11 protein-coding genes are annotated in these 15841 nt (G+C 63.8%); 8 read left to right on the top strand and 3 right to left on the bottom strand.

Annotated elements, in window-relative coordinates:
• The first annotated feature begins 230 nt into the window (after nt 1–230).
• From ACZ6WW_RS19975 to ACZ6WW_RS19965, 3 genes are all read left to right on the top strand, one after another.
• Nucleotides 231–5198, top strand: coding sequence for an ESPR-type extended signal peptide-containing protein (locus ACZ6WW_RS19975; protein ID WP_465275753.1), 4968 nt, complete (start codon nt 231–233; stop codon nt 5196–5198).
• Between the two features lie 152 nt (nt 5199–5350).
• Nucleotides 5351–7285 carry a S8 family peptidase gene (locus ACZ6WW_RS19970; RefSeq protein ID WP_465275752.1) on the top strand — a complete coding sequence of 645 codons (1935 nt, stop codon included), beginning with the start codon at nt 5351–5353 and terminating at the stop codon, nt 7283–7285.
• 500 nt (nt 7286–7785) lie between these two features.
• Nucleotides 7786–8064 (top strand): hypothetical protein, encoded by a 279-nt coding sequence (locus ACZ6WW_RS19965; protein ID WP_281851876.1) that lies wholly within the window; start codon nt 7786–7788, stop codon nt 8062–8064.
• A gap of 335 nt (nt 8065–8399) precedes the next feature.
• Here ACZ6WW_RS19965 and ACZ6WW_RS19960 read toward each other — a convergent pair whose 3' ends face one another.
• On the bottom strand, nt 8400–8537 hold the full coding sequence (locus tag ACZ6WW_RS19960; protein ID WP_465275751.1) for a hypothetical protein: 138 nt from the start codon (nt 8535–8537) through the stop codon (nt 8400–8402).
• Between the two features lie 15 nt (nt 8538–8552).
• Entirely contained in the window at nt 8553–8675 is a 123-nt protein-coding gene (locus ACZ6WW_RS19955) for a hypothetical protein (RefSeq protein ID WP_281851879.1), read from the bottom strand.
• Between the two features lie 181 nt (nt 8676–8856).
• Here ACZ6WW_RS19955 and pdsR point away from each other — a divergent pair, with 181 nt between their 5' ends.
• From pdsR to ACZ6WW_RS19930, 5 genes are all read left to right on the top strand, one after another.
• Nucleotides 8857–9546, top strand: coding sequence for a proteobacterial dedicated sortase system response regulator (gene pdsR / locus ACZ6WW_RS19950; RefSeq protein ID WP_281851880.1), 690 nt, complete (start codon nt 8857–8859; stop codon nt 9544–9546).
• Nucleotides 9543–10151, top strand: a complete 609-nt coding sequence (locus ACZ6WW_RS19945) for a hypothetical protein (protein WP_465275750.1) — start codon at nt 9543–9545, stop codon at nt 10149–10151. Before pdsR ends, ACZ6WW_RS19945 begins: the two co-directional genes overlap by 4 nt.
• Nucleotides 10152–10170: 19 nt before the next feature.
• Nucleotides 10171–12189: an ATP-binding protein gene (locus ACZ6WW_RS19940; RefSeq protein ID WP_465275749.1), complete on the top strand. Its 2019-nt coding sequence runs from the start codon at nt 10171–10173 to the stop codon at nt 12187–12189.
• Nucleotides 12190–12333: 144 nt separating this feature from the next.
• Nucleotides 12334–13809: an anthranilate synthase component I gene (gene trpE / locus ACZ6WW_RS19935; protein WP_465275748.1), complete on the top strand. Its 1476-nt coding sequence runs from the start codon at nt 12334–12336 to the stop codon at nt 13807–13809.
• A 31-nt stretch (nt 13810–13840) separates the two neighbouring features.
• The gene (locus ACZ6WW_RS19930) at nt 13841–14512 is read left to right on the top strand and encodes a hypothetical protein (protein WP_465275747.1); all 672 of its coding nucleotides are present in this window, start codon (nt 13841–13843) and stop codon (nt 14510–14512) included.
• A gap of 181 nt (nt 14513–14693) precedes the next feature.
• Here the strand turns inward: ACZ6WW_RS19930 and ACZ6WW_RS19925 are convergent, their stop codons facing one another.
• Entirely contained in the window at nt 14694–15701 is a 1008-nt protein-coding gene (locus ACZ6WW_RS19925) for an alpha/beta fold hydrolase (protein WP_465275746.1), read from the bottom strand.
• Nucleotides 15702–15841: the final 140 nt, after the last annotated feature.

Genomic DNA, 15841 nt, shown 5'->3' with positions numbered 1-15841 from the left:
TCGGTGAGCTTGCGTGAGATTGGCGGCTTTTCGTTGGAAAGCGTGCGTGACTGCCTCACGCCATTCATGCAATTTCGCCGGACCGAAAGGTCCCGCAAGGGGCCGCACGGTTCACGCATTCGACGTCGGGGGGCGGCAATGAGTGACGGAGATACGCCGCAAACGGGGCATGGCCTGCCGCACGGCGTACTCGATCTATCCGTCAAGCTCTTTATGGGGAGTTACCCACAGTGAACAAGATTTATAGCAAGGTTTGGAACAGGTCTCTGGGGACGTTGGTCGTCGCGTCGGAGTTCGCACGCGCCAGCGGCAAGGGAGGTTCGTCGCGCCGGATGCGTGCAGCGGTGGGTGCGATCGCGTTGTCGGCGGCTATCGCTGCCAGCGGTGCGCAGGCGACTACGGCGGATGCGACCAAGGAGAAAAAATCCACTGAGGCTTCGTTGCAGGGCGTGCCGGATGATAACGGCAGCTACGCCGATGGTGGCGCCACCGTGGCCGCACGCAGCGCGACCGCTATCGGCAATAGCGCACAGGCGATTGCCGATGGCAGCAGCGCGTTCGGTGCCAATGCGCGTGCAACCAAGGTCAGCGCGTCTGCCTTTGGCAACAACGCCAATGCGGCGCAGACCAATGCGACGGCCCTGGGTGCCAATGCGCAGGCGTTGCAGGCGACGGCGACGGCAGCGGGTTCCAACGCGCAGGCGCGTGCCAATGCGGCAACAGCGCTCGGTTACGACGCGCGGGTCAACGACAATGCCGCCAATGGCACGGCCATCGGTTCGCGCAGTCAGGTACAGGCGCAAAATGCGGTGGCGCTGGGGGCCGGTTCGATCGCCGATCGTGCCAATTCGGTATCGGTCGGTAATGCCAACAGCGCGCGCCAGATCACGAACGTCGCGGCCGGCACGCAGGCCAACGACGCCGTAAACAAGGCACAGCTCGACGCGGTGGCGACGGATGTTTCCGATGCCAAGCACTATTTCAAGGCCAATGGCGCTGGCGACGGTAGCGATGACGCGGTTATCGATGGCAATGGCGCTATCGCGATAGGCAGCAGCGCTCAGGCTGTCAACAACGCTGCCGTGGCCGTGGGTGCGCAGAGCATCGCCGCGGGTATCGGCGCGGCCGCTTTCGGTCAGGGCGCTGTCGCGTTCGGTGATTCTTCGGTGGCGCTCGGCCAGGGCTCGGAGAGCCTGGGTTTCGGCAACACGGCAGTCGGCGCACATGCTTCGGCAGATGCCGAGCAGGCGGCGACCGCCATCGGCGCGCTGAGCCAGGCCTCGGGTACCGGCTCGACCGCGATTGGCGGCGGCACGATCGCGCTGGGCAATGGCAGTTTCGTCGGCGGCTTCGGTGCCGGCACCAACGGCGAGGCGAGCGTGGCGCTCGGCGCAAACTCGCTGGCCGTCAACGGCGACTTCGGCGTCGCACTGGGCGGTTATGCGACGTCGGTCGGCACCGGTGCGGTAGGTGTAGGCTCAAACAGCTTCGCCAACGGGCAGCATAGTGTTGCTGTCGGCTACAACGCCGCCGCCGAAGGCGACGGAAGCGTGGCGATCGGTGGTAGCCAGTGGACCGACACGAACGGCGATGGCATGCCTGGCGTCGGCGAAGCGACGTTTGCCCAGGGCACCAACGCCTTGGCCGTCGGAAACCTCGCCGGCGCAAGCGGTGCCGGTGCCATGGCTATCGGCGCCGGTGCGACGGCACTTGCCGCTGACGCGACGTCGCTGGGTCGTGGATCGCTGGCCAATGGCGAGGGCAGTACGGCAGGTGGTGCGCTCAGTACGGCCGACGGTGCGCAGGCTTCCGCCTATGGCCATCAAAGCGCCGCTCTGGGCGATTATGCGACCGCCATCGGCGGCGGTAGTGCGGCGTTGGCCCAGGGCGCCAGCGCGCTGGGCAATGGTGCGGTTGCGCTTGGCCAGTTCAGCGCCGCAGCCGGCTACGGTAGTACAGCCAGCGGCAACAACAGCGTTGCCTATGGTGTCGGTACGCAAAGTGCCGGCGATTCCAGTGTCGCCATCGGTGACTCGGCGCAGACGGTGAGCGGGCCATCCATCGCTATCGGCTCGCATGCGTACTCAGGCGGCACCAATGTCGCCATCGGCGTCAATGCATCGAGCGAGGGTTTTATGGCGGTGGCCCTCGGCAACGGTGCCGTGACCACCGGCACGATGAATACGACGGTGGGTGCGCTTTCCAGGGCTACCGGTTTGTACAACGCCGCTTTCGGGGTCTTCAGTATTGCCGATGGTTACGCCGCCACCGCGCTGGGCTATGCCGCTCGTGCGGAAGGCAACAGCGTCACTGCGGTCGGCACGGGTGCCAATGTCAACGGCGTGTTCAGCACGGCCGTAGGCGTCAATGCTTCGTCCGTCGGCACCTATGCCACCGCCACGGGTTACAACACGGCGGCTGGCGAATCGGGCAGTGCGTTTGGCGCGGAAAGCTGGGCCCAGGGCAAGCAGAGCACCGCGCTGGGTTTCAACGCCTGGGGCGTAAGCGACAACGCCACCGCCGTCGGCGCCAATGCCTGGGCGCAGGGCGATAACAGCGTCGCGCTGGGCCAGGGCTCGCTGGCCGATCACCCCAATTCGGTGTCGGTGGGTGCGGCACACGATTGGCAGGGTCTGGATGGCACGGTGTTCAAGGCCATCGATCGTCAGATCACCAATGTAGCCGCAGGGACCATGGGCACCGACGCGGTCAACCTCGATCAGCTCAATGCGGCCACGGGGAGCTTGAACCGCTATTTCAAGGCCGATGGTCTCAATGACGGCACGGATGATGCGCGGATCGAGGGCGAGGGCGCCGTCGCATCGGGCCAGAGGAGCACTGCCACGAATTTCCTGGCGAGTGCCTACGGAAGCGATGCGCAGGCAACTGGCCAATACGCTACGGCGATCGGTACCCAGACCCAGGCGTTAGGTGACGTATCGACTGCCATCGGCGCGCAGAGCTATGCCGTCAATCGAGGCGCGCTGGCGGTTGGTGGCTATGCAGGCGCGACGGGTGAATTGTCGACGGCTATTGGCGCCATGGCGCGCGCTTACGGTGATGGCTCGATTGCACTGGGAAGTTTCCTCAAGTGCCCCGATGGCGAAATATGCGCTTACGACGATGGCGCCCAGGCTTATGGACGCAACTCGATCGCGCTCGGTACGGTCGCCCTGACCGATGCCGACGACGGTATTGCCGTCGGCACCTACGCTTATGCGGGCGACAAGGGCAGCGTGGCGCTTGGTGCGCAATCGGGGGCTTATGGAAACAACGCGGTAGCGCTGGGCGCATTCTCGATCGCCGACCGCGACAACACGGTTTCGGTAGGCAGCGCCGGCGCGGAACGCCAGATCACCAACGTCGCCGCCGGCACGCAGGACACCGACGCGGTGAACGTGGCGCAGCTCAAGGATGCCACCGGCAGCGCGAGCCATTACTTCAAGGCCAATGGCAATCCGGATGGAAGCGACGACGCACTCGCCGATGGCCAGTACGCCACGGCGGCTGGTTCAGGCAGCTATGCGGCCGGCGCGGGCTCGTCCGCGTTTGGCAGCGGAGCGGTAGCGCTGGGTGAGCAAAGCACGTCGCTAGGTTACGGCAGCGTGGCCATGAGCGACGGTAGTGTGGCAGTGGGCGCCAATGCGCAGAGTACGGGCAACGGCGCGACTAGCGTCGGCAACTTTGCGATAGCGAGTGGTTTGTCCTCCTTGGCGTTCGGAGATCACGCCGTCGCCAGTGGCTACCTGGGCGTGGCGATCGGCGAGGGAAGTTCTGCCACCGGTACGCGATCCATGGCCGTGGGTTCCAAGTCCGTTGCATCAGGCGTAGCTGCATCTGCGTTCGGCTATGACGCAAAGGCGACTCAGGGCTTTAGTACCAGTTCCGGTACGTCGGCAGCCGCGAACGGTGAATTCAGCAGTGCCTTCGGTGCAAACAGCTGGGCCGCGACGGCCAATACCACATCGATCGGCTTCAACAGCTGGGCGCTGAGTGGCTTCTCTACTGCGTTGGGCGCCCAGGCCAAGGCACTCGATTACTACTCAACCGCCGTGGGCGGCTATTCCATGGCGCACGCGGACAATAGCGTGGCCCTGGGCTATGGCTCGTTCACCGATCGCGAAAACAGCGTATCGGTGGGCGCCGCCAAGGATTGGACTGCACTGAATGGCACGCCGTTGAAAGCCATCAACCGGCAGATCATCAATGTGGCCGCGGGTACGGAGGATACCGATGCCGTCAACGTTGGACAGTTGAATGATGCGATCAGCGGTGTTGGCGGGGACATCGCCGATGCCGCCAAGTACGACGATGCCAGTCACGGCAAGCTGACGTTCGATGGTGCCAATGGCACGACGCTGAGCAACGTCGCGGCAGGTGCGATCAGGACGGGCAGCATGGACGCCGTCAATGGCGGCCAGCTGTACGACATGGGCGATCAAGTGGCGCAGATGTTGGGCGGTGGTGCAGCGATGACGGCATCGGGGCTGATGGGGCCGATGTACAACATCCAGGGCTCCACGTATTACAGCGTCGGCGATGCCTTCAGTGCGGTCGATGGAAAGTTGGGTGAGCTCGACCATCGCGTGGGTGCGCTGGAGGGTGGCACTGTCAACGACAGCGCGCCGTCGCGTCCCGCCCGGACCGAAGCGATAGCGGCGGCTGCACCGGTCCAGGTGCCGACGCCGGAAGCGGCACCCGCAGCGTCGCCAGCTGCCGCCCCGGCGAGCCCGGCGGTAGTCAGCAATGTCGCTGCCGGTGTTGCCAACACGGATGCGGCGAACGTCGGTCAGGTGCAGGAGGCTCTTGTGACCGCCAAGAACTACACCGATGCCACGGCATCGCAGACGCTGGACCAGGCCAAGTCGTATACGGATCAAAAAACCGCGGGCCTGGTGTCGAGCGGTGACTTCGATGCCTTCAAGTCCGACGTCAATACGCGTTTCAACGGCTTGGACACGCGCCTGAATCGCGTCGGTGCGATGGGTTCGGCGCTCGCCGGCATGGCCGGTGCCATTGCTGCGGCTCCAGGCAACGACAACCGTGTCAGCGCGGCCGTAGGCGGCTACCGCGGTCAAGGGGCGTTGGCGGTGGGTTACGCCCGTCGCATTCCGGGCAATGGCGCGGTGTTGGTGGGTGGAACCGTCTCGGGGGGCGGCGAATCCAGCGGCACGGTCGGCGTCAGCTTCGGCTGGTAATGCGAAGGCGCGGCTACCTCGCGCCTGTCGACTGGCTTTACATGGCCGCGTCCGGTGTACGGACGCGGCCCTTGTGCCGGGTCGAACGCATCGCCCGGCTACTCATGGGCTCATCGGCCCGTTTATCGATTACCTCTTTTGGGGAGCACCGAATGAAGTCGTTTCACTCCATCCGTTTTAGCGTTCTGGCCGCGTCGCTGGCTTTGGCCATTCCCTCTATTCAGGCTGCTGATGCGCCACAGATTGCCGTAGCAAAGATGACGGCGATTGCCTCGCAGTCAACGCTGAACTACAACCGTTTCATCGTCACGTATCGCGATGGCACACGTGAGCGCAGCAACTCGGATGCTGCCTTGCAGAACGTCAATGCCGCCGTGGGTCGCGCCGGTCTTGACCGGGCCACGCACAGTGCAAGCGGCCACGCGCTGGCGTCATTGACGCTGTCGCATCAGCGCAAACTGGCCACCGGTTCCGAACTGGTGCGTTCGTCGCGCAAGCTCAGCGCGAGCGAAGCCAATGCCTTGATGCAGCAGATTGCTGCCGACCCGGCGGTTGCCCACGTCGAGCCGGACGTGATGATGCATGCTGTGCGCGATATCGCCGCGCCGGCCGCACTCGCATCGAAGGCCGCTGTGACGCCACAGACATTCACGCCGGACGACCCGCTCTACGCGCAGTACCAATGGCATTTCAGCAATGCGACCGGTGGCGCCAACATCAATAACGCCTGGGATCTGGCCGATGGCAATGGCGTGACCGTTGCGGTCCTCGATACCGGCATCACGCAGCATCCGGACATCGACTTGTCCCTCGCCGATGCCGGTTACGATTTCATCAGCGATGCTTTCGTTTCCGGACGTGACACCGACGATCGTGTGGCCGGTGGTTGGGATCTGGGTGACTGGACGACCGGAGACGCCTATGCGGAATGCCGCAATGTCGGCGATCCCGGCGACGACAGCTCCTGGCACGGTACGCATGTGTCGGGCACGGTAGCTGAGCTGACCGACAACGCTGTCGGTATGGCCGGTGTCGCACACCATGCCAAGGTGTTGCCGGTGCGTGTGCTTGGTCATTGCGGCGGCTATACCTCCGATATCGCCGATGCGATCGTGTGGGCCTCGGGCGGTCATGTCGATGGCGTGCCGGATAACCAGAACCCGGCACAAGTCATCAATATGAGCCTGGGCGGCGGCGGGTCGTGCACCGCCAGCAGCGTCACCGGACAGGCGATCGCCGGTGCGATCAGCCGTGGTACGACCGTGGTGGTCGCTGCCGGTAACAGCAACGCTGATGTATCGCAGTTTTCGCCGGCAAGTTGCCCGGGCGTCATTGCGGTGGCATCCAACGGCATTACCGGCAAGCGCGCGTACTACTCGAACTACGGATCGGGCGTAACGATTTCCGCGCCCGGCGGCGGTGTCTATCCCAATGACGGCAGCAGCGGCACACCGACCAATGATGGTTTCGTATGGTCGGCGATCAATGCCGGTACGACGACACCGGGCAATGCAACTTATGGCGGTATGGCCGGTACCTCGCAGGCTACGCCGCATGTTGCCGGCACGGTGGCCCTGATCCTGAGCGCGACCAGGGAAGCCGGGCTGGCCACGCCGACGCCCGATACGATCAGGAGCTTGTTGACCACCACCGCGCGCCCCTTCCCGGCGGCGCCTGACCAGCCGGTGGGCGCGGGTATCGTCAACGCGTATGCCGCCGTCAACAGTGCGTTGGGCAACGACAACGGTGGCGGTGACGAACCGGTGATTGCGTTGACGCGCGGCAGCGTGTTGGGCAGCCAGACCGGTGGCACCGGTGCAACCTTGCTGTACTCCATCGACGTGCCGGCCAGTGCACGCAGCCTCAATATCCGCAGCTTCGGCGGTACCGGCGATGCGACGCTGTACGTGAAGGCGGGCACGGCGCCAGGCAGGCTTGGCGAAGGCGCCGACTTCACGTCGGACAAGCCGGGTAACAGCGAGGCGGTGGTGGTGAGCAATCCGCAGGTAACGACCTACTACATCCGTGTTCTGGCCAAGAATGCGTTCAGCAATGTATCGGTGATGGCTACCTATACGGCGCCCTGATCGCGCATCGAAAAGTGTGACGAAAGAATCCCGGCGTGGCCGGGATTCTTTTTTTGGGCAATCAGAAGTTCCGTCACGCTTGCCGTTGTCGCGGCAAATGCAATCGTTGTAGGAGCGACTTCAGTCGCGACCCACGGTTACGTCACGGCCTGTCGCGACTGAAGGGAGCCTCGAATAACCTCAGTCTTCCCATCGTCATTCCGGCGCAGGCCGGAACCCAGTGACATCGGTTTTCAGTTTTCGCGATAGAGCCGACTTTTGCAGACTCTCGCGATAATCGATCGCAAAGCCACTGGGTTCCGGCCTGCGCCGGAATGACGAGTAGGAGGGGTTATTCGAGGCTCCCTGAAGTCGCTTCTGCAAAATCAGGCTATTCCTCGATAACGCAAGGCCTTTCCGCGGCAAACGTTCTAGAGCGCATGGCTAGCTGTATCACACACGTTACAGGCGTAGCGTTCGCCTGCTATCTGCGCATGGTGCGCGGAATGGAGGTGTACGACATGGCTACGCAACGAAAAGCAGCGCTGACCCTGGAAGGGATGATCGAGAAATACGGCATCATTGCACTGGCTGCATTGCACAACCCGCAGATATGGGAAGTGGTTGGTGGCGGTATCGGCGGCGGTATCCGCAATGGCATGAGCGCTGCAGCGAAAAAGCAGCTGCAAAGCGATCTCAATGCGGTCTATGGCGCGCTATTGCAGAACGCTAAGGCCGGCGATGCGATTTCCGGCGCGATTGCCGCACAGGTGGCGGTAGGCAAAGCCGCGCTGCACTGAAAGTAGCGGCCTCGACCGCACATAAAAATCCCGACGCCGGGGAAGGCGTCGGGAAAAGCGTCGTCATTGATGACGCATTGAGGAGACCATGAAGAAGGTCCGGTATGACGCTACGTTGTGCGCGCGACTGGCGCTTGGAGCCTGAACCAGCCGCTGCAGCTTTCCACGGCACGCACGGTGCAGCGTCATTCCGCAAGCTTGGACACGGTCTTTGCGCCGAGGTTCCCCGCCTTCTTGCGATCGCAAAAAAAAGCCCCGCATGGCGGGGCTGGAACTCAAGCGGGGGCTGAGGAAAGTCGAACGGGTCGAGGGATTGCGGGGGTTATAACGGCTATTTAACGATTGAGCAGGGGCTGCCAATCCGGGTCGGGCTCTTCGCCACCGGCTGGCGCACATCCTGGTGCGCCAGCCGCCTGGGCTTCCACGGTCGTCCCTGGCACCGTCCCTGGCAAGAAGTGAAATTCATGGCTCATGACGTTCTCCTTATGTCAGTGCAGGGCCAGCACCAGCAGGCCGAACAGCAAGGCGCCGGTGGCCAGGGCGATGCGCAACGGCTCGAAGCTGTGCAATTCGGCGTTGGGATCGACTGGGACGATGTCGGGCTTGCTCATGGGAGAGTCGTCGTTGGGGGCTTGCTGCCTATGAAAGCGCCCGGCGCGGCGGATGAAAGGACGCAAGTCGGGCGTTCGAGCGACAGCATCTGACAAAACGCTGACAGGGTTTTCCTACAACTTGCGTAAGAGGCCGTGCCATAGCACCCTGGCGCCCGTCATCCAGAGGAAACGCCGCCACATGGGCCGCAGCATTGCCATCGTCGAAGACGAACCCCTTATCCGCGCCAACTACGTCGAGGCGTTGCATCGCTTCGGCTACGACACGCGTGGTTACGGTTCGCGCCAGGAGGCTTCGACCGCCTTCGCCATGCGCCTGCCCGAGCTGGTGATCATTGATATCGGCCTGGGCGACGAGCCCGAGGGCGGTTTCGATCTTTGCCGCGAGCTGCGCGCCAAGTCGGCCACCTTGCCGATCATCTTTCTGACCGCACGCGATTCCGATTTCGACGTGATCTCCGGCCTGCGCCTGGGCGCGGACGACTACCTGAGCAAAGACACCAGCCTGCACCAGCTTGCCGCGCGCATTGCGGCGTTGTTCCGTCGCATCGAGTCGTTGAAGGCGCCGGCCTCCAGCGAGACGGTGATCGAGCACGGTCCGCTCAAGCTCGAATCCGAGCGCATGCGCATCACCTGGGGCGATGTCGAGATCCCGCTTACGGTGACCGAATTCTGGATGGTGCACACGCTGGTGCGCTTCCCCGGCCACGTGAAAAATCGCGACCAGCTCATGCGCGAAGCCGAGCTGGTGGTCGACGACGCCACCATCACCTCGCACATCAAGCGCATCCGCAAGAAATTCAATGCGATCGCGCCGGAGTTCGATGCGATCGAAACCGTGCACGGCGTGGGCTACCGGTGGCGGCCATGAGGCCAAGGCTGTTTCTGGCCGGCCTGCTGTGGATCTTGGTGGCATCGCAAGCGCTGGCCGACGGTGTCATCGCTTATGGCAAAGCCGACGGCAAGACACCGGGCTGGGCGATTTCCACCAGCGTGCCGAAGGAGTGGACCACCGACTGTTGCCAGTACGCGCGCGCCATCGGCGTGAACCTGGTGATCTATCGCGGCGAGTGGACCGGCGAGCCAGACCAGGTGATCGTGCTCAATGTCTGGCCGCGCAAACTGCCGACGTTGGAAGCCGAATGGCAGGATGACCGCAAGCACTACCTGCAGCGCGATCCGGCCGGCACGTTCCAGCCGTTTGCGGTGCAGACGAGCAAGCCGATGACCTGCAACGGCAGTCTTTATCAGGGCAGCGACCACGTCGACGACGTGGTGGTGTTCTGCGATCCGGGTGAATCGACCGGCATTCGCCTGAGCTGGTCGATGACACTCGCAGCCAACACGGCGAACCGTCAGCAGGCGATCGATCTGTTTCGCCAGGTGGTCGCGCAGAGCAGCTATATGACCTACGAAGACAAGCAATCGGCGCCTGCCGAGGGCTCATCGAAGGGAAAGCCCAAGGGAAAGTCTTGAGTCAGCGTAGCCTTAGCGCATGAGCCTGCGTCGCAAACTCCTGTTGGTCGCCCTGTGCACTCTGGCCTTGCCGGTGGCCGGCTGGCTGTACGTGCGGCAGATGGAAGAACTGCTGCGCAGCGGGCAGGCGCAGGCCTTGACCGCGTCGGCCGGCGCGGTCGCGCGCAGCGTGGTGCTCGGCGGTGAGTTGCCGACCACCGGGCAGAAGGTCTGGTATGTGCAGAACGCGCCGACGCCGATCACCGTCGACGGTTACGGCGACGATTGGGCGCCGATGACGCCGTGGAGCCAGTCGCTCGGTTCGCGTGCCAAGCTGTTACTGGCCGAGGACGATCGCTGGCTGTATTTCTACCTGGATGTGCGCAGTACCCGCCGCACGCGCGCCGATAGCGGCGACGCCAATGCTCTGGCCGCCGACCATGTGGTGCTGACCCTGGGCAACAACGGCAAACAGCGGCGCTATCTCATTGCCAGCGCGGCACCTGGTCCCGTCACCGCGTTGCCGCTGGACCCGTCGGTGGACGGCCTGCCCGATCAGCTCACCGTGCAATGGCAGGAAGACGGCAGCGGTTATCGCGTCGAAGCGCGCATCCCGCGTCCTTTGCAGCAGCTCGGCCTGGGCGTGTTCGATGCTGCCGCTGGCGATACGCAGCCGCTCGCCGTTGAGGAGCGCCCATTGCTCAGTTACTCGCGCCAGCTTTCCGATGAACTGGTGCAATTGGTACCGAGTGGCGTGCGCGCGCGCGTGCTGGCGCCGCAAGGCTGGCTGCTGGCCCAGGGCGGGCATCTTTCCAGCGCGGCACTGGCGCGCGAGCAGCCCGGCTGGTTCGCGTCGCTGATTTATCGTTCGCTGCTGGCCAACCGTCTCGATGATGCCGCGCTGTGGTCCGAAGATGCGCCACGTCTTGAGCTGGCCGAAGTGCAGGAGGCTGCCCATGGATCGCCTGCCAGCGTCTGGCGCCAGGGCGAAGCGCGCGGCAGTGTGGTGCTGGCCGCCGCGGTGCCGATTCAGCGCAACGGCAAGGTCGATGGCGTGTTGTTGCTCGAACAGTCCAGCCGCGCCGTGCCCTTGCTGGCCAACCGTGCGCTGTTCGGTTTGCTGTTGACCAGTTTCGGCGTCCTGCTGGTGGCTGGCGGCATCCTGCTCGCATTCGCCACACGCCTGAGCCTGCGTCTGGGCCGGTTGCGCGATGCCGCCGAACGCGCGCAATTGAACGATGGACGTCTGGAAGGTCGCTTCCCGATGACCGATGCGGAAGATGAAATCGGCGATCTGGCGCGCAGCTTTGAAAATCTGCTGGAGGTCGTCGGCGGCTATACCGACTATCTGCGCACCTTGGCGTCCAAGCTGTCGCACGAGCTCAACACGCCCCTTGCGATCGTCAAATCCTCACTCGACAACCTCGAACACGCCTTGCAGGAGCGCCATGCGATGCCGGTCGAGGCGCAGCCGTATATGGCGCGCGCGCGCGACGGCGTCGCGCGGCTGGGCGCGCTGGTGCGCGCCATGAGCGAAGCCAGTCGGATGGAGCGCTCCATCGCCGCAGCCGAGCCGGAGGATGTCGACCTGGTCGAAGTGGTGCGCGGTTGCGCCGATGCTTATCGGCCGCTGGTGGGCGCGCGCAGCCTGCGCTGCGAGGTGCCCGAGACGCCGTTACATTTGCACTGCGCGCCGGAGCTGATCGCGCAGGCGTTGGACAAGTTGCTGGACAACGCCCTGTCGTTCACGCCCGAGGACGGCTGGCTGGCGCTCAGCCTGCGCCCATGGAGCGATGGCGGCGCAGATGGCGCGGAGATCGAACTGGCCAACCAGGGGCCGCCGCTGCCTGCGTCGATGCAGGGTCGCCTGTTCGATTCGCTGGTCAGCCTGCGCGACAAGGCCACCCCGGGCGATGCGCCGCATCTGGGGCTGGGGCTGTATGTGGTGCGTCTGGTGGCCGAGCGGCATGGTGGCAATGCCGAGGCGCGCAACCTGGATGATGGGAGCGGTGTGACTTTCACCTTGCGCCTGCATGGCATGCCCCGCGCGAGGCTTTGAGTTCTAGAGTGCCCCCTCACCCCAACCCTCTCCCCCGGCAAAGCCAGGGGAGAGGGTTGGGGTGAGGAGGCTCTTGGCCACATAAGCTCGCCAACCCCTACAATGGTCCTTTTCACCGTTCTGGCCATTCGAGATTCTCCCCACGTGATTTCCCGAGACGAATTCGACGCGCTGGTGGCGCAGGGGCATACCCGCATTCCGCTGGTGCGCGAGGTTTTCTCCGACCTCGATACCCCGCTGTCGGTGTACATGAAGCTGGCCGATGGCCCGTATACCTTCCTGTTCGAATCGGTCGAGGGCGGCGCCACGTGGGGACGCTATTCGATGATCGGCTTGCCGGCGCGTCGGATATATCGCCTGCGCGGGCATGAGCTGGAGGTGGAAGACGCCGGCGAAATCGTCGAGCGCCGGCACCTTGAAGACCCGCTCGCCGAAATCGAAAAACTGCGCCTGCAGTTCGACGTGCCGCGCTTGCCGCAGTTACCGGTATTCAGTGGCGGCCTGGTCGGCTACTTCGGTTTCGAAACGATCGGCTATATCGAGCCGCGCCTGGCGCAATGGGATCGACCCGACGAGCTGGGCACGCCCGACGTGCTGCTGATGCTGGCCGAAGAAGTGGCGGTGTTCGACAACCTCAAGGGTCGCCTCTATCTGATCGTGCACGCCGATCCGACCCAGCCGCAGGCCTACGCGCAAGCGCAGCGCCGGCTCGATGCGCTGGTTTACCGCCTGCGCCAGGGTGGCTCGGCCTATCCGCAGCAGACCCAGTCGGTGGCGCTGGACGAAAGCGATTTCAAATCGTCGTTCACGCGCGACGAATTCGAAGCCGTGGTCGAGCGTGCCAAGGAATATATCCGCGCGGGCGAAGTGTTCCAGGTGGTGCCCTCGCAGCGTCTGAGCGTCGGTTTCAATGCACGCCCGGTGGATGTCTATCGTGCGTTGCGCGCGATGAACCCGTCGCCTTACATGTATTTCGTCGATCTGGGCGATACACAGATCGTCGGCTCCTCTCCCGAGATTCTGGCGCGTCTGAAGGAAGGCAAGGTGGTGGTTCGACCCATCGCCGGCACGCGCAAGCGTGGCGCGACCGAGGCCGAGGACAAGGCGCTGGAAGCGGACCTGCTGGCCGATCCGAAAGAGCGCGCCGAACACGTCATGCTGATCGACCTGGGCCGCAACGATGTGGGCCGCATCAGCGAAACCGGCACGGTGGAAGTGACCGAGTCGTTCGTGATCGAACGCTATTCGCACGTCATGCATATCGTTTCCGAAGTGCAGGGCACGTTCCGCCAGGACATGAGCTATATGGACGTGCTCAAGGCGACATTCCCCGCCGGTACCGTGAGCGGTGCGCCGAAGATTCGCGCACTGGAAATCATCCAGGAACTCGAGCCCTACAAGCGCAATATCTACGCCGGCGCGATCGGCTGGATCGGCTGGTGGGGCGATGCCGACACGGCGATCGCCATTCGTACCGCGGTTATCCAGGATGGCCGCCTGCATGTGCAGGCGGGTGCCGGCATCGTCTACGACTCCGATCCGGCGGCAGAATGGGAAGAAACCATGAACAAGGGACGCGCGCTGTTCCGCGCCGTGGCGCAAGCGGCCAAGGGCCTATGAGTGCCGTCCTGATCATCGCCGAGGAGTCTTCGTGCGCATTTCCCGTTTTGTTTTCGTTCCGCTGATGGTGCTCTCCATCGTTGCCAGCGCGCGTGAGCCGGCCGGCCCGGTATGGCGCGATACCGCACTCGAGCGCACCCAGGTGCTGGCGTTGCTGCAGACCTTGAACGCGAATCTGCTCAGCCAGTCGAGCGCCACGCAAACCCTGCAGCAATGGTGCGATGCGCATCATCTGGCGCAGGAGGCGAAGATCGTTGCGCATCGGGTGACGGGTGAGGACAAACCCTTGTCCGCCGACGATCGCGTCTTGCTGGGCATTGGCCCGGACGAGGCGGTGCGTTATCGGCATGTGCGGCTGGCGTGCGGCGACTGGGTGTTGTCCGACGCCGACAACTGGTACGTGCCGTCGCGATTGACGCCTGAAATGAACTATCAGCTTGACCATTCGGACGTACCGTTCGGCACGGTGGTCAAGCCATTGGGTTTCCGCCGCCAGACGTTGTCTGCTGGGCTTTTGTGGTCGCCGTTGCCGAAGGGATGGGAAACGGATGCCAAGGTGCCGCCGCCGAGCGGCAAGCCGATGGCGGTCGCTCCGTATGTGCTGCAGCATCGCGCTGTGTTGTTTCGGCAGGACCAGCAGCCTTTCAGTCTGGTTGTTGAGACCTATACGGCTGATGTGTTGGCGTTTGGTCCGCGGAAGTAGTTGTCACGGACCAAGAGCCCCCCTCACCCCAGCCCTCTCCCCCGGCAAAGCCAGGGGAGAGGGAGCTAAAAGCGCGCAAAGTTCAAACTTACCTCAGTGTGCCCCCTCTCCCCTGGCTTTGCCGGGGGAGAGGGCTGGGGTGAGGGGGAGCAAGTGGCGATGCGAAGCGAGCCTGCAGCTATCAACGCCCCAACGCATCATCCAACGCCGGATAAAACCGCTCCGGCGCCTCAAGCATCGGCGCGTGCCCCAGGCCATCGAGCGGAATCAGCCGCGCACCGGGAATCGCCCTGGCCGCCTCCTTACCCAGCGCAACATAGTCGCCAAGCTTCGCCGCAACAGCGGGCGGCGCGATATCCCGGCCAATAGCCGTGCGATCGGCTTGACCGATGATCAGCACCGTAGGCACTTTGATGTTCGGCAACTCGTACACCACCGGCTGGGTGTAGATCATGTCGTAGGTCAGCGCACCGGCCCAGGCGGCGGTATCGCGGCCATCGCCTTCGTACATACCGGCCTGCAGCAACACCCAGCGGTCGTACTGCGGCTTCCAGTGATTGTCGTAGTAACTCTTTAGCTGATACGCCTTGATCGTCGCGTAGCTGGTTTTCAGCTCGTTCTTGTACCAGTCGTCGACGCTGCGCCACGGCACGCCCTTGGCCTTCCAGTCTTCCAGACCGATCGGGTCGACCAGCACCAGCTTTTGCACCGCGTCGGGAAACATCAGCGCGTAGCGCGTGCCGACCATGCCGCCCATCGAGTGCGCAACGACGATGCTCTTGTCGATGCCCAGGCTCTGCAGCAGTCCATGCGTATTGGCGGCGAGCTGATGAAAGCTGTACTGGTAATCGCGTGGCTTGGACGATTTGCAGAAGCCGATCTGGTCCGGAACGATCACCCGATAGCCCTGGTCGCGCAACCGCTCGGCAGTTGCCGTCCAATAGGGTGCGCAGAAGTTCTTGCCGTGCAGGAGCACGACCGCCCGGCCGTTCGACTTGGCCGGTTGCAGATCCATATAGGCCATCTGCAAATCGTGGCCCTGGCTGTGCACATCGAACCAATGCACGGGGTAGGGATAGTCGTAGTGCTCCAGGCGAGCGCCCAGCGGGGCGACTTTGGGCGTGTCGTCCGCGTGGACGGTGGCGGCTGCCATGGCGAGCGCAAGCCCGGCGACGAGGAGGCGAAGCATGGGCATTCCTGGCGAAAAGCTGAAGAAGGCCAGTATAGCCAGCCGGCATGCGCCGGATTTTGCATGCTGTACCTATCAGCCTTGCCTACATCGCTTGCCCCGGAACAGGCCTACGGTGTGATCCGCGGACGATTTGCGCT

The sequence above is a fragment of the Dyella sp. NPDC103356 genome (assembly GCF_055584465.1).
Note: the sequence above shows the minus strand (reverse complement) of the source record. Positions and strands in the feature narration are given on the sequence as shown.

Bases quoted from the DNA above. Each gene is read 5' to 3' on its own strand.
- ACZ6WW_RS19970 (WP_465275752.1), top strand. From the start codon at position 5,351: ATGAAGTCGTTTCACTCCATCCGTTTTAGCGTTCTGGCCGCGTCGCTG.
- ACZ6WW_RS19965 (WP_281851876.1), top strand. From the start codon at position 7,786: ATGGCTACGCAACGAAAAGCAGCGCTGACCCTGGAAGGGATGATCGAG.
- ACZ6WW_RS19960 (WP_465275751.1), bottom strand. From the start codon at position 8,537: ATGAGCCATGAATTTCACTTCTTGCCAGGGACGGTGCCAGGGACGACC.
- ACZ6WW_RS19955 (WP_281851879.1), bottom strand. From the start codon at position 8,675: ATGAGCAAGCCCGACATCGTCCCAGTCGATCCCAACGCCGAATTGCAC.
- pdsR (WP_281851880.1), top strand. From the start codon at position 8,857: ATGGGCCGCAGCATTGCCATCGTCGAAGACGAACCCCTTATCCGCGCC.
- ACZ6WW_RS19945 (WP_465275750.1), top strand. From the start codon at position 9,543: ATGAGGCCAAGGCTGTTTCTGGCCGGCCTGCTGTGGATCTTGGTGGCA.
- ACZ6WW_RS19940 (WP_465275749.1), top strand. From the start codon at position 10,171: ATGAGCCTGCGTCGCAAACTCCTGTTGGTCGCCCTGTGCACTCTGGCC.
- ACZ6WW_RS19925 (WP_465275746.1), bottom strand. From the start codon at position 15,701: ATGCTTCGCCTCCTCGTCGCCGGGCTTGCGCTCGCCATGGCAGCCGCC.